16 protein-coding genes are annotated in these 12,446 nt (G+C 74.2%); 12 read left to right on the forward strand and 4 right to left on the reverse strand.

Annotated elements, in window-relative coordinates:
• The first annotated feature begins 7 nt into the window (after positions 1 to 7).
• The 6 genes from ACWEPX_RS20775 (at position 8) to ACWEPX_RS20800 (ending at position 5,035) form a co-directional block, all read left to right on the forward strand.
• Complete coding sequence (locus tag ACWEPX_RS20775; protein WP_451898844.1) at positions 8 to 394, forward strand: hypothetical protein; 387 nt, start codon at positions 8 to 10, stop codon at positions 392 to 394.
• A gap of 88 nt (positions 395 to 482) precedes the next feature.
• Positions 483 to 1,712: a glycosyltransferase family 87 protein gene (locus ACWEPX_RS20780; RefSeq protein ID WP_451898845.1), complete on the forward strand. Its 1,230-nt coding sequence runs from the start codon at positions 483 to 485 to the stop codon at positions 1,710 to 1,712.
• Between the two features lie 135 nt (positions 1,713 to 1,847).
• Positions 1,848 to 3,026 carry a PucR family transcriptional regulator gene (locus tag ACWEPX_RS20785; RefSeq protein ID WP_451898846.1) on the forward strand — a complete coding sequence of 393 codons (1,179 nt, stop codon included), beginning with the start codon at positions 1,848 to 1,850 and terminating at the stop codon, positions 3,024 to 3,026.
• 43 nt (positions 3,027 to 3,069) lie between these two features.
• Positions 3,070 to 3,912 carry a spermidine synthase gene (locus ACWEPX_RS20790; protein ID WP_451898847.1) on the forward strand — a complete coding sequence of 281 codons (843 nt, stop codon included), beginning with the start codon at positions 3,070 to 3,072 and terminating at the stop codon, positions 3,910 to 3,912.
• A gap of 19 nt (positions 3,913 to 3,931) precedes the next feature.
• Positions 3,932 to 4,474, forward strand: coding sequence for a GNAT family N-acetyltransferase (locus ACWEPX_RS20795; protein ID WP_451898848.1), 543 nt, complete (start codon positions 3,932 to 3,934; stop codon positions 4,472 to 4,474).
• A gap of 39 nt (positions 4,475 to 4,513) precedes the next feature.
• Positions 4,514 to 5,035, forward strand: a complete 522-nt coding sequence (locus ACWEPX_RS20800) for a class I SAM-dependent methyltransferase (protein ID WP_451898849.1) — start codon at positions 4,514 to 4,516, stop codon at positions 5,033 to 5,035.
• Here ACWEPX_RS20800 and ACWEPX_RS20805 read toward each other — a convergent pair.
• The gene (locus ACWEPX_RS20805; RefSeq protein ID WP_451898850.1) at positions 4,986 to 5,399 is read right to left on the reverse strand and encodes a MerR family transcriptional regulator; all 414 of its coding nucleotides are present in this window, start codon (positions 5,397 to 5,399) and stop codon (positions 4,986 to 4,988) included. The genes ACWEPX_RS20800 and ACWEPX_RS20805 overlap by 50 nt on opposite strands.
• A 213-nt stretch (positions 5,400 to 5,612) precedes the next feature.
• Here ACWEPX_RS20805 and ACWEPX_RS20810 point away from each other — a divergent pair, with 213 nt between their 5' ends.
• The 4 genes from ACWEPX_RS20810 to ACWEPX_RS20825 all read left to right on the forward strand — a co-directional run bounded on the left by ACWEPX_RS20810 (position 5,613) and on the right by ACWEPX_RS20825 (position 8,267).
• Positions 5,613 to 6,116 (forward strand): hypothetical protein, encoded by a 504-nt coding sequence (locus tag ACWEPX_RS20810; protein ID WP_451898851.1) that lies wholly within the window; start codon positions 5,613 to 5,615, stop codon positions 6,114 to 6,116.
• Positions 6,113 to 7,252 (forward strand): MAB_1171c family putative transporter, encoded by a 1,140-nt coding sequence (locus tag ACWEPX_RS20815; protein ID WP_451898852.1) that lies wholly within the window; start codon positions 6,113 to 6,115, stop codon positions 7,250 to 7,252. The genes ACWEPX_RS20810 and ACWEPX_RS20815 overlap by 4 nt, the downstream gene beginning before the upstream one ends.
• On the forward strand, positions 7,249 to 8,007 hold the full coding sequence (locus ACWEPX_RS20820; protein ID WP_451898853.1) for a class I SAM-dependent methyltransferase: 759 nt from the start codon (positions 7,249 to 7,251) through the stop codon (positions 8,005 to 8,007). Before ACWEPX_RS20815 ends, ACWEPX_RS20820 begins: the two co-directional genes overlap by 4 nt.
• 119 nt (positions 8,008 to 8,126) lie before the next feature.
• Positions 8,127 to 8,267, forward strand: a complete 141-nt coding sequence (locus ACWEPX_RS20825) for a hypothetical protein (RefSeq protein ID WP_451898854.1) — start codon at positions 8,127 to 8,129, stop codon at positions 8,265 to 8,267.
• 28 nt (positions 8,268 to 8,295) lie between these two features.
• Here the strand turns inward: ACWEPX_RS20825 and ACWEPX_RS20830 are convergent, their stop codons facing one another.
• Positions 8,296 to 9,633, reverse strand: coding sequence for an FAD-binding oxidoreductase (locus tag ACWEPX_RS20830; protein ID WP_451898855.1), 1,338 nt, complete (start codon positions 9,631 to 9,633; stop codon positions 8,296 to 8,298).
• Positions 9,634 to 9,856: 223 nt separating this feature from the next.
• The gene (locus ACWEPX_RS20835) at positions 9,857 to 10,360 is read right to left on the reverse strand and encodes a DUF2231 domain-containing protein (RefSeq protein WP_451898856.1); all 504 of its coding nucleotides are present in this window, start codon (positions 10,358 to 10,360) and stop codon (positions 9,857 to 9,859) included.
• A gap of 88 nt (positions 10,361 to 10,448) precedes the next feature.
• Here ACWEPX_RS20835 and ACWEPX_RS20840 point away from each other — a divergent pair, with 88 nt between their 5' ends.
• Together ACWEPX_RS20840 and ACWEPX_RS20845 are read left to right on the forward strand one after the other, a co-directional pair.
• Positions 10,449 to 11,324 (forward strand): NAD-dependent protein deacetylase, encoded by an 876-nt coding sequence (locus ACWEPX_RS20840; RefSeq protein ID WP_451898857.1) that lies wholly within the window; start codon positions 10,449 to 10,451, stop codon positions 11,322 to 11,324.
• 9 nt (positions 11,325 to 11,333) lie between these two features.
• Entirely contained in the window at positions 11,334 to 11,657 is a 324-nt protein-coding gene (locus tag ACWEPX_RS20845) for a putative quinol monooxygenase (RefSeq protein ID WP_451898858.1), read from the forward strand.
• 255 nt (positions 11,658 to 11,912) lie between these two features.
• Here the strand turns inward: ACWEPX_RS20845 and ACWEPX_RS20850 are convergent, their stop codons facing one another.
• Positions 11,913 to 12,362, reverse strand: coding sequence for a PaaI family thioesterase (locus tag ACWEPX_RS20850; RefSeq protein ID WP_451898859.1), 450 nt, complete (start codon positions 12,360 to 12,362; stop codon positions 11,913 to 11,915).
• Positions 12,363 to 12,446: the final 84 nt, after the last annotated feature.

Genomic DNA, 12,446 nt, shown 5'->3' on the forward strand with positions numbered 1-12,446 from the left:
AGCAGACATGGCCATTGACGACCTGCCGCGACGGTTCGCCACCGTCGCCGCCTACAACTCGGCCTACCCGGAGTGCGCCCTGCCGTTGGACGTGACCGTGCGCAACTCCCAGCGCGCCTACCACGCGGCGATGGTCGGCGTCGCCGACGACGTCACCGGCACGAACGCCTCGCTGACCATCGAGTTCCTCCCCGGTGGCGCGCCCGCCCCGGGCGAGGCCGACCGGGTCGGCACCGTCGTGGCCACGCACTGGGGCCGCGGTCCGCTGATCGTGCTGGCCGAGGACGTGTCGCTGCGGGCGGCGTGGAAGGCCGTCACCGCCCAGTTCCCGACGCAGCTGTCGCAGGTGTGCTCGCTGGTCATGCCCCTGCCCAGGTCAGTGCCGGTCGACTAGTAGCATTTGCCCGATCGATCGCCCGTTGGCGACGTGGCCCTCGGGCCACCCGACAGGATGGGTCTTCCCGGTGGCGGTTACGACGCTGGTGCGCACAGGCGCCCGGACGACGCGGGACTGGTGGGCGAACGCCTCGGTCGCCGTGCGGCTGGTGGTCCTCGCGGTGCTGGCCTGCATCTCCGGCTTGGTGCTGTGGCGGGTCCTGGCCGGGCACGACCTCATCGACCTGCAGGTCTACCGCTTCGGCGTGGACGCATGGCGCTCCGGCGGCGACCCGTACGGACCCATGCCCAAGACCTCGGTCGGCGCGGCCCTGCCCTACCTGTACCCGCCGCCGTCGCTGCTGGTGATCGCCCCGCTGGCGCTGGTGTCGCTGGGCGTGGCCAAGGTGCTCATGACCGGCCTGTCGGTGCTGGCGCTCGCGGCGACGCTGTACGTGGTGATCAGCCGCTGCTGGCCGCGGGCGACCGCGTGGGAGGTGGTCGGCGTCACGGCGCTGGTGCTGCCGGTCGCGCTGCGCCTGGAGCCGGTCCGCGAGACGCTCACCTTCGGCCAGATCAACCTCTGGCTGCTGGCGCTGGTCACCGTCGACTGCCTGGCCCGCCGCCCGCGCTGGCCGCGGGGCATGCTGGTCGGCCTGGCGTTCGCGCTCAAGCTGACCCCGGCGGCGTTCCTGCTGTTCTTCCTGCTGCGCCGCGACTTCCGGGCCGCGGTGACGACGGTGCTCAGCGGGGCGGCGTTCGTGGCGATCGGGTTCATCTTCGCCTGGAAGGACTCGGTCAACTACTGGCTCTCCGGCGCGGGCCCGACCGACGGCGTCAACGGCACCCCGTTCGGCACCAACCAGACGATCCTGGCCGCCATCAAGCGGCTGGTCATCCCGGAGAACGTGCAGACGGGGCTGTGGATCGGCCTGGTCGGGGTCACGGTGTTCGTCGTGGTCCTGCTGATGGCCCGGGTCGACGCGCCGACCGCGCTGGTGGCCAACGGCGCGCTGGCCCTGCTGATCGCGCCGACGGCGTGGTCGCACCACTGGGTGTTCATCGTGCCCGCGCTGGTCGTGTTCGCCTACCACGCCATGCGCCACCGCACCGCGCTGGTTCTCGGGCTGGTGTTCCTCGTGGTGTTCCTCATCGGACCCCACCTGCACCTGACCCGCGGCAGCGACACCGAGCTGACGTGGACCTGGTACCAGCACATCATCGGCGACTCGTACGTGATCCTGGCCATGCTCGCGCTCGGCGTCGCCGTGTGGATGAACCGCGTGCGCAAACCCCGCCCGGACCACGAGGTGGCGCGCGCCGCCGAGATGGTCTAGCGCCTGCCGTGAGCATTTCCGCAGCCGGGGAGCACAACTTTGCTTGCGGTCTCAAGGATCGTTGACGCCTAGTTGACTCTTCCGTAACTTCCAGAGATCAGTGCGCTCTGTCTTGATCTCGCGGGGGTGATCGCCGTGGCCGCAGCGGCGCGGACGCGCGCGGACTACGGGCCGTGGCGCAACCTCCCGGCCGCCGCGGCCCGCGCGCTGCGGCCCCGGATCGACGCCATCGCCGCGGAGATGGTGGAGGCGATCCGGCTGGAGGTCGGCGGCTACCGGGCCGCGCCCAACACCGACGTCGGCCGGGACGTCTTCGCCGCGGTGCGCCGGGCGATCGCGCAGTTCGTCGCCCTCATCGAGAACCCCGCGGGCCCGTCGCCGGAGGACGTGGAGTTCTTCCGCAGGCTCGGCCGCACGGAGTACCGCAACGGCCGCGAGCTGGACGACCTGCAGGCCGCCTACCGGGTCGGCGCGCGGGTCGCCTGCCGCCGCTACGCCCAGATCGCCCAGGCCGCCGCGCTGCCGATGACCACCGTGATCACCCTCAGCGACGCCGTCCTGGTGCACATCGACAACCTGGCCAACGAGTCGGCCAAGGGCTACGCCGAGGCCAAGGCCCGCGGCGCCGACGACCCGGCCCGGCGCAGGCGCGCGCTGGCCGAGCGCCTGGTCCGCCGCGACCCGCCGGAGACCGGCCCGACCACCGGGGAGCTGGCCGCCCGGGCAGGCTGGCCGCTGCCGGAGCGGGTGGCGTGCCTGGTCGTCGACGACCCCGCGACCGGCCGGTTCCGCTTCGCCGACGACGTGCTGCTGCTGGAGCGCACCGGCGAGCTGACCGCCATCGTCGCCGAAGCCGGGACCGCCGCGGCGACCGCGGCGGTGGCGGGCGCCCGCGCAGCCATCGGGCCCGCGCTGCCGCCCGCGGAGACCTGGCTGTCGCGCCACTGCGCCCGGCTCGCCCTGCGCACCCTGCCCCGCTCGCCGCGGGTCATCGTCGCCGACGACCACCTGCTCGACCTGTTCCTGCTGGCGGGCGAGCCGGTGGGCAGGCTGCTGGCCAGGCGCGGCGTCGACCGCCTCGCCGACCTCGGCGCGGGCAAGGCCGCCCGGCTGGCCGAGACCTTCCGGGCCCTGCTGACCTCCTGGGGGCGCTCCGCCCCGGAGATCGCCGCCGAGCTGGGCATCCACCCGCAGACCGCCCGCTACCGGCTGCGCCAGCTCGATGACGTCTTCGGCGAGCGGCTGGCCGACCCGGACTTCCGCTTCGCCGCCGAGGCCGTGCTCCGGCTGCGGTCGCTGCGCGGGGGCGGGTAGCCCTGGGCTACCCTCCGTCGGCGGCGGACGACGGGGGACGGGCATGGGCGAGGCACGGCCGGGACGGGCTGCGGTGCGCTTCGGCTCCGCCGAGCTGCTGGCCGACGCCGACCACCCCGGCGGCTGGCTGCTCAGCGTCGACGGCGTTGCCCAGTCCTATGTGGACCTCACCGACCCGCGCCACCTGGAGTTCGACTACGTGCGCAGGCTCGGCGACGTCATCGACCTGGCCGCGCCGCCGTCGGCCCCGCTGGCCGCGGTGCACGTCGGCGGCGGGGCGTGCACCCTGCCGCGCTACCTGGCCGCCACCCGCCCCGGCTCCGCCCAGCGGGTGGTCGACGCCGACGGCGAGCTGGTCGAGTTCGTGCGCGCCCACCTGGGCCTGGACATCCCGGGCGTGCGGATCACCGTGGGCGACGGGCGCCGGTACGTCGAGGGCCTGGCCGACGGGATCGCCGACCTGGTCGTGCTGGACGCCTTCGAGCGGGCGTCGGTGCCCGGCGGCCTGGCCACCGTGGAGTTCACCCGCGCGGTGGCCCGGGTGCTGACCGGCTCCGGGGTGTACCTGCTCAACGTCTCCGACGGGCCCGGCCTGGCCTTCGGCCGCCGGGTGGCGGCCACCCTGGCGGCGGTCTTCGCGCACGTGCTGCTGCTGGCCGAGCCCGGCGTGCTGCGCGGGCGCCGCTACGGCAACCTGGCCTTCGCCGCGTCGGCGGCGCCGCTGCCGGTGCCCGGCGTGGCCGCCCGGGCCGCCGCCGCGCCGTTCCCGGCCCGCTGCCTGGCCGGGGACCACATCCCGGAGTTCGCAGGCGGCGCCCGCCCGCTGGCCGACGACGACACCATGCCGTCGCCGACCCCGCCGTGGGGGCTCCTCGGGCGCGGGTGATCGCGGATATCGTCGGCGCGTGGTCCCTGAACTGCGCAAGGCGCGCCCCGACGACGTCCCGCGGATCGCCGAGCTGATGCGGTGGTCGGTGCGGGAGCTGTTCCCGCACTTCCACGACGAGCGCGAGACGGCCAGCGCCGCGGTCTACCTGACCGAGCCCGACACCGCGCTCATCGAGGACGGCACCTACTACGTCCACGAGGTGGGGGAGCGGATCGTCGCCTGCGGCGGCTGGAGCAGGCGCGGCAAGGTCTACACCGGGTCGGGCCCGCGCCCCGGCGACGACCGGCTGCTCGACCCGGCCACCGAGCCCGCCCGCGTGCGGGCGATGTTCGTGCACGGCGACTGGACCCGCCGCGGCCTGGCGCGGGCCATCCTCGACGCCTGCGTCGACGCCGCGCGGGCCGCCGGGTTCCGGTCGCTGGTGCTCATGGCCACCCTGCCGGGCGTGCCGCTGTACCGGGCGTACGGGTTCACCGAGGTCGAGCGCACGGACGTGCCGCTGCCCGACGGGGTCAGCCTCGCGGGCGTGACGATGACGCTTGACTTCAGGTCGACCTGAACTCGCACCGTGGTGGTCATCCGACGAGAGGAGACCGCCATGACCGTCTGGGGCAAGACCGCCAGCGAGACCTACCACCGCCGCGCCACCGGGCTGCTGGGCGGGGTGTACCGGCTGGTCGCAGCCGACATCCCGGTCCGGCCCGGGGCGGTGGTGGTCGACGTCGGCACCGGCCCGGGCCTGCTGCTGCACCGCCTCGCCGGGCGGGGCGCCGTCCTGCACGGCGTCGACCCCTCGCCGGACATGGTCGGCATCGCCCGCCGGGCCGCCGACGCCGCCGGGCTGGCCGACCTGGCCTTCGCCGAGGGCGCCGCGGAGGCCCTGCCGTTCGCCGACGGCTCGGTCGACCTGCTGGTGTCGTCGCTGTCGCTGCACCACTGGACCGACCACGCCGCGGCCGCCGCGGAGGCCCGCCGCGTGCTGCGCCCGGGCGGGCGGCTGCTGGCCTACGACTTCCGGTTCGTCCGCATGCACGCCGCGGTCGCCGCGATGCGGGCGGAGTTCGGCGACGTCAGCCGAACGCCGGTTCGGTGGGCGTTCGCCCGGCTGGCGGCGCGCTGAGGTAGGCCGCGACCTTCGCGGTGAAGTCCGGGCAGGTGCGGAAGTCCTCCGCCGGGCACTCGGCCGCGTGGTCGAGCAGGTCGAGGGAGGCTTGCAGGGCCGCGATCCGGGCGCGCAGGGCCGCGCGCTGCTCGTCGAGCACCGCGCGGCGCGCGGACGGCTGGGCCAGCAGCGTGCGGATCTGCTCCAGCGACAGCCCGCTCTCCTTGCCGAGCCGGATGACCGCGACGGTCGTGAGGTGGGAGTCGTCGTAGACGCGCCTGCCGTTGGCCCGGCGGGCCGGGGTGAGCAGGCCCATCGCCTCCCAGTGGCGCAGCACGTGGGTGGCCAGGCCGAACCGGGCCGCCAGCTCGCCGATCGTCATGCCCGCAGGGTAGTGCCCGCGGCGTGGTTAACACTCCCGTCAAGTGCTGGTAATGGAACGCGAACGGCAGTCGCGTCCGTTCGGCCCAGCCGCGTCCGATCGTCGGGCTGGGACTGTCCACAGCGGACGAGATCGGCGGTGGTGCGGCCCCCCGGCTGGCGCTACGATGGTTCCTCCGGCCTGGCAGGTGCACCCGGGAGGTCAAGCCGCGGCATGGTCACTCGACGCGCGTACCGCAGGTGCCGGGAGCTGGTGGCGGACCTGCCGCTGCCCGACCCGTTCCGCGTCCCCGACCTCGTCGCCGCCATCGCCGCGCGCCGGGGCAGGCCCATCGACATCGGCACCCTGCCCGGCGGGGCCAGCGCCCAGACCTGCGGGGTGTGGTTCCAGCTGGTCGACCGGGACGTGATCCTGGTCGAGGAGAACACCTCGGCCTTCCACCGCGACCACATCATCCTGCACGAACTCGGCCACCTGCTCTGCGACCACCGCGGCGGCGACGCCTTCGGCGACCTCACCCGCCTGCTGCCCGACCTCTCCCCGGACCTGGTCCGGCGCATGCTCAACCGCACCGCCTACACCAACGACGAGGAACAGGAGGCCGAACTGGTGGCCAGCCTCATCCGGATCGCCGCGGAGACCAGGGCGCCCCGCCCCGAACCCGGCGTGCTCGGCACCCTCGCCGCCGCCCTCGGCCTCGGCCGGGGCCCCCGGTGAGCGCCGACGGCCTGCGCCAGGTCGGCACCGCGGTCGTCACCTCCGGCTGCGTCGCGCTCTGGCTGGCCCTGCTCGTGCGGCTGCCCGGGGCCCGGCACTCCCAGCCGCAGCGCAGGCTGCTGATCGCCGTCGTCGGCCTCGCCGGGTCGGTGACCGCCTACCTCAACCCGATCACCGCCCTGCTCAACCGCAACACCATCCTGGGCCACAGCTGCGGGATCGTGATGAACATCTGGGGCGTCATCGCCTCGGCGTTCATCCTCGACTTCGTCCTCGCCGCGCTGGCCAAGCGGCGCCCGGTGCCGGTGTACGTGGGCGCGGTGGCCGTCAGCGTGGCGCTGGTGCTGCTCGACACCGGCGCGGGCGCGGCGGGCTGCGTCACCTCGATCTCGGTGCCCTGGTACAGCCCGTTCTGGTGGCTGCTGTCCGCGGCGCACGTCGTCGCCGTGCTGCCCTGCGCGGTCCTGTGCGCCCGCTACGCCCGGCTGGCCGAGACCCGGCCGCTGCGCATCGGCCTCGGGCTGCTGGCCGCGGGCTTCGCCTCGTCGACCTTCTTCTGGTCGTTCGTGATCATCGGCTACCTGGTCAGCCACAACGCCTGGCTGGCCGCGTTCTTCCCGCTCAACATCGGCATCACCACCTGGTTGATGGTCGCGGGCGTGCTCGTGCCCGTGGTCGCCCGCGGCCTGCGCGCGGCCAGGGAGGCCCGTGACCTGCGCGCGCTGGAACCGCTGTGGGCCGAAACCACCGCGGCCGTCCCGCACGTGCGCCTGCCCGACTCGGCCGTCCCGCGCCGATCCCTGGACTTCCGCCTGTACCGCCGCGTCATCGAGATCCGCGACGCGCTGATGGTCCTGCGCGACCACGTGGACCCGGCGGAGATCGCCGCCGCCCAGGACCGCGCCCGCGACGCCGCCGACCCCGCCGAGCGCGAGGCGCTGGCCGTGGCCTACTGGCTCTCCGCGGCCATCGCCGCCCGCGGCGCGGGCAACCGCCCGGCCGACCCGCCGGCCTCCAGCCGCGCCGACCGTCCCGACGACGCCGACTGGGCAGGCGAGATCGCCTTCCTGCGCACCCTGGCCCGACTCCGCGAGTCCGAGCTGACGGGCGCAGGCGCCCGCGAGGCGGTGCGATGACGGCGGTCAACCCCGCGGTCCGGCTCGGGGCGATCCAGGCGAGCACCGACGAGTTCAGCTTCGGCGTGCTCGACGCGCTCGGGCTGCCCGACGACGCGCACTGCGTGGACCTCGGCGCAGGCGCGGGCTCCATCGCCGCTGGGCTGGTGGAGCGCTTCCCCCGGGGGCGGGTGGTCGCGGTGGACGTCGACACCAGCCACCTGGGCGGGTCGCCCGCCGAGGTGGTCGAGGCCGACATCCGCGACCCCGGCTTCCAGCCCGGCACGTTCGACCTGGTGCATGCGCGGTTCGTGCTCTGCCACATCACGGAGCGTGACGATGTGCTGGCCAGGGCGGCGGGCTGGCTGCGGCCGGGCGGCTGGCTGGTGGTCACCGACCCCTTCCACCTGCCCGAGGAGACCGCGGCGCACCCGGTGGTCGCCCGCATCATGGCCGCCTACCGGGAGCTGCAAGCCGGGTCCGACCTGACCTGGGTGCGGTCGACGCCCTCCCGGATGGGCGCTGCCGGGCTGGTCGACATCGGCTTCGCCGCCCGCCCCGCCTGCCTGGGCAACCTCGACCGGGACCGCTGGCGGCCGCTGGTCGAGCAGGCCGCGCCCGCCCTGCTGGACCGCGGTCTGGTCACCGCGGCCGACCTCGCCGAGTTCCGCGCCCGGCTCGCCGATCCGGCCTTCGTCGACATCCCGCAGGTCATCCTGGCTGTGTGGGGTCGAAAAGATTTCATCGTCGAGCGGCCACAACCTGTTACCGGGTGAGGCACTTCCGCCCAAATCGGTGGCCAGGGGTGCCGGATCGTGGAATCGCGCTCGCTCCGCGGGCCGCGGTGTGGTCCCCTCAGTGGGGTCAACGCACCGTAATCGGCACGGAGGGCACCATGACCACCACCGAATCGGTGCCCGGCAGCAGCGAGACCCCCGAAGACTGGGTCATCGGCGGCCGGGCGCCCACCTGGCCACGTCCCCGCACCCCGGAGGACGACGACTACGAACCCACCATCGTTCGCGGCTTGGACTGACGTGCTCCCCCTGGGTCGGCCCGACCGGTCACCCAGGGGGGCCAGGCAGCACATCCCCGGCGAACAGCCCGTCGGGGTCGACGCGGGCGCGCACGGCCGCGGCCCGCAGGGCGTCCGAACGGCTGAGGTGGCCCTGCGGCTGGGTCCGCGAGGCCACCATGCTGGGGACGGTGCTCCCGACATCCCAGGGCGACAGCGCCGCCCGCACCACCGCGCTGTGCTCGACCGCCGCGGCCGTGGTCGCCGGGTCGACCGCCGACCCCGTGCCCAGGTAGGCGAAGCGGGCCTCGACGTGGGTGAGCAGCCCGCCAGCCGGGTCCGGCTCGGCCAGCGCCCCGCCCAGGTGCCGCAGCTCGGCGGCCAGCAGCGGCGACCCGCTGCCCTCACCCGCGACGCGCAGGAACTCCGTCACCCCGTCTAGGCCGATCTCATCCAGCAGCAGGTGGTCGCCGACCGTGCGGTTCGGGCCCGCGGGGTGCTCGTGGGCGAACAGCGCCGCTGCGGGCCCGTCGGGCCGCCAGGTGTCGCGCACCGGCGGGGCGACGGCGCGCAACGGACCGAGCAGGTCTTCGGCGTCGGCCGCCGCCCGCTCGCCGATGACCGCCCCGGCCACGCACACCACCGGCCCGGACGCCCAGGCCACCGGTGGGCCGGACAGCACCCGCAGGCTGGTGCTCGCCTCCCGGGGCGCGTCCACCGTCCAGTCCCGCCATAACGGGACCAGCCGGTCGGCGTGCTCCAGCGGCCAGTACGCCGCGCCGGTGACCAGCGCGGTCAGCGGGAACAGGGCCAGCTCGACGGCGGTCACGACGCCGAACCCGCCCCCGCCGCCGCGCAGCGCGTCGAACAGCTCCCGGTCGGTGCCCGCGTCCACGCGCTGGGTGCGGCCGTCGGCGCCGACCAGCTCGAACGCCAGCACGGAGTTGGCGGCCAGGCCCCGCGAGCGGCCGTGGATGCCGACCCCGCCGCGGGTCAGGTAGCCCACGACGCCGACCGACGGGGCCGTCGGGTGCACGGCGGCCAGGCCGTGCCGGGCGGCCAGGGTGACCACATCGCGCCACACCGCGCCTGCCGGGACGCGGGCCACCCGCTGCTCGGCGTCGACGGTCACCGGCTCGGCCAGCTCGGTGCGCACGAGCAGGGCGTCGGGCATCGGGCGCTGGGTGGCCGCGCCGTGGCCGGTGGTGTGCACGCGCACGGCCATGCCGTTCGCCTTGGCCATCCGCACCGCGTCTTCGACCTCGCGGGTCGACCGGACGGTCACCGCCGCGGCCGGATCAGCCGGAGCCGCCGGGTTGGCGGTGCGGACGGCGTCGGCGAACACGGCGTCGCCGGGACGGCCCGGTCCGCCGTCGAGCGTGGTCATCGATCTCTCCTGTCCGGTTCCGGCCTAGCCTGGTCGGCGTGGCCGGTCCGGTCATCCGCGATCGTGCGCTCTTGGGGGTTGTCGAACGTGCGTTCGAGGTCGTGCTAGGCTGGTGCCGCTCGGGTCGAACGTCGTCGGGGAAGGGCGGCGTCCACCGCCCGGGCGCACGGCCTGCCTCGGCGGCGGGACTGGACCACCGCCGCCGAGGCGGGTGCGCGTAGCGCTAGACGCGGGCCGCCCGCAGACGCGGCTGGTGGCTCAGCGAGCTCGTGGCGTCCGGCTGGGCCACCTCGTCGACGCTGATGGACAGCCGCTCGACCAGCTCACCGCCCAGCCAGCCGCCGACGCCCAGCAGCAGCGCGCCGAGCCAGGAGATGACGACCGCGCCCCAGCCCGGGGTCCAGTCGGTCGTGCCCAGGCGCAGCACCCAGCTCAACGCGAACAGGGCCAGCACCAGCGTGTTCATCGCGCCGTGCACCAGCCCGACCCGCCGCGCGCGGGTCCCCTTGGGCACGCTCAGCGCCCAGTCCGCCCACCCGGCCAGACCGGCGAGCACGCCGCCGACGAGGCCCGCGGCCATGCTGTACGCGGCGGCGATCGCCCAGTCGCGGCCGTCGGTGATCACGTGCAGGAGGTCGAACACGGCCGCGGTCACCAGCAGGCCCAGCGGGAACACCATCAGCATCGGATGCACAGCGTGGCCTGCGGCCCGCACGCGACTACGCACGTCGACTCCTCACGTCGAACCCCTGGTGCGGCCGGGCTACCCGCGCACGCGCCCGGCCAACCGCGGCGGCGTCCGTAAACTGGTCGCCATGCGCACACGGCCCACCCTGACCTGGACCGCGACCGGTGCGCCGCTGCCGCGGACGACGAGCCTGGACGAGGTCGCGCGGGTGCTGGCCGAGCGCGACGTGCTGGTGCTCAGCGGGGCGGGCCTGTCCACCGAGTCGGGCATCCCGGACTACCGCGGCGCGGCGGGGAGCCTGCGGAACCACACCCCGATGACCTACCAGGAGTTCGTCGCCAGCCACGAGGGCAGGCAGCGGTACTGGGCGCGCAGCCACGTCGGCTGGCGCACCATCGCCCGCGCCCGCCCCAACCCCGGGCACCGCGCGGTGGCCGCGTTGCAGGCCCGGGGCTTCCTGTCGGGGGTCATCACCCAGAACGTCGACGGCCTGCACCAGGCCGCGGGCGCGGTCGACGTGGTGGAGCTGCACGGCAGCCTCGACCGGGTGGTCTGCCTCGACTGCCGCAGCCGCACCCCGCGCGAGCACCTCGACACCCGCCTGCGGGCGGCGAACCCCACCTTCAGCGCCACCACCGACCAGGTCAACCCCGACGGCGACGTGGACCTGCCCGCCGCCGCGGTGCGCGGCTTCCGGGTGGTCGACTGCGCCGACTGCGCAGGCGTCCTCAAGCCCGACGTGGTGTTCTTCGGCGAGAACGTCCCCCCGCCCCGCGTCGAGCGGTGCTACCGGATGGTCGAGGAGTCCAGCGCGCTGCTGGTCCTCGGCTCCTCCCTGACGGTCATGTCCGGCCTCCGCTTCGTCCGCCACGCCGCCCGCGCGGGCAAACCGGTCCTGATCATCAACCTCGGCCCCACCCGCGGCGACGCCCACGCCACCGTCCGCGTGGACCGCCCCCTCGGCCAAGCGCTGACCGAACTCCTCACCAGCATCGACGGCTAGGATACGAACATGATCTTCATTGTCGTCAAGTTCCCGGTCAAACCCGAGCACGCCGACACCTGGCTGGAGAAGGTCCGCCCCTTCACCGAAGCCACCCGCGCCGAACCCGGCAACCTCTGGTTCGAGTGGTCCCGCAGCGCCGAAGACCCCAACACCTTCATCCTCGTAGAAGCCTTCCAAGACGACGCAGGCGAAGCCCACGTCACCTCCCAACACTTCACCGACGCCCTAACCACCATGCGCGATTTGGTATCCCGCACCCCCGACATCGTCAGCACCACAATCGAAGGCGCCACCGGCTGGTCCAAAATGGGCGAACTAGCAATCGACTAACCCACCCACAAAGCCAGACAAGCGGCCACGTCGACCCAAATCTCATGTCGACATCGACCGCCCTTCCCCCTGCTCCCTCGTCCTGGCAGCAGTTAGCCCTGGGAGGGCGGTGTCAAGGGCCGGCGCAGCCGGTCGCGCAGCGACGCCGCAGGCGCCCTTGACTCCGCCCTCCCAGGGTTAAACTCTCAAGCCAGAGGGAGCATTCGCCAGCGCAGGATGCATTCGCAGAATGCATCCGCCATTGCATCCGCGTACCTACCGAGGCCGCCAGCGCTTCCACACCGCCGAGCCCTCAGCCCGAACCTTCCCACCCCACCACAACCCCACATCCACCGAGATCTCCTTCTCCGAAGCCTCCCGCACCTCAGCCCGCAACTCCACGGTCTCCCGCAACGGCGAAGGCCGCAGGTACCGCACCTCCAGCCCGGCGGTCACATACGGCAGCGCCGCCCCGCCCAGCGCCTCCCACCCCCGCCGCTCCGCCTCGACCATCACCGCGGCCGCGCTGTGGCAGTCGAGGATCGTGCAGATGATGCCGCCGTTCAGGAACCCGAGCCCGTTGTCGTGCTCGGGCCACGGCGTGAATTCGGCCGTCACCACCCCGTCGTCGCCCAGGTGGCTGCGCAGCCGCAGCCCCTTCGGATTGCCGTGGCCGCAGCCGAAGCAGGGCAGGTCGGGGTAGAGCCGTTCCTGGATGCTAGTCACCCCCGCACCCTAGGCGACCGCTCTTCGACGTTCGCCCGCCGACCTGCGGGGTACCCGCGGGGGTCACGACCGACCGAAAGGACC

This window comes from Actinokineospora sp. NPDC004072 (genome assembly GCF_053604195.1).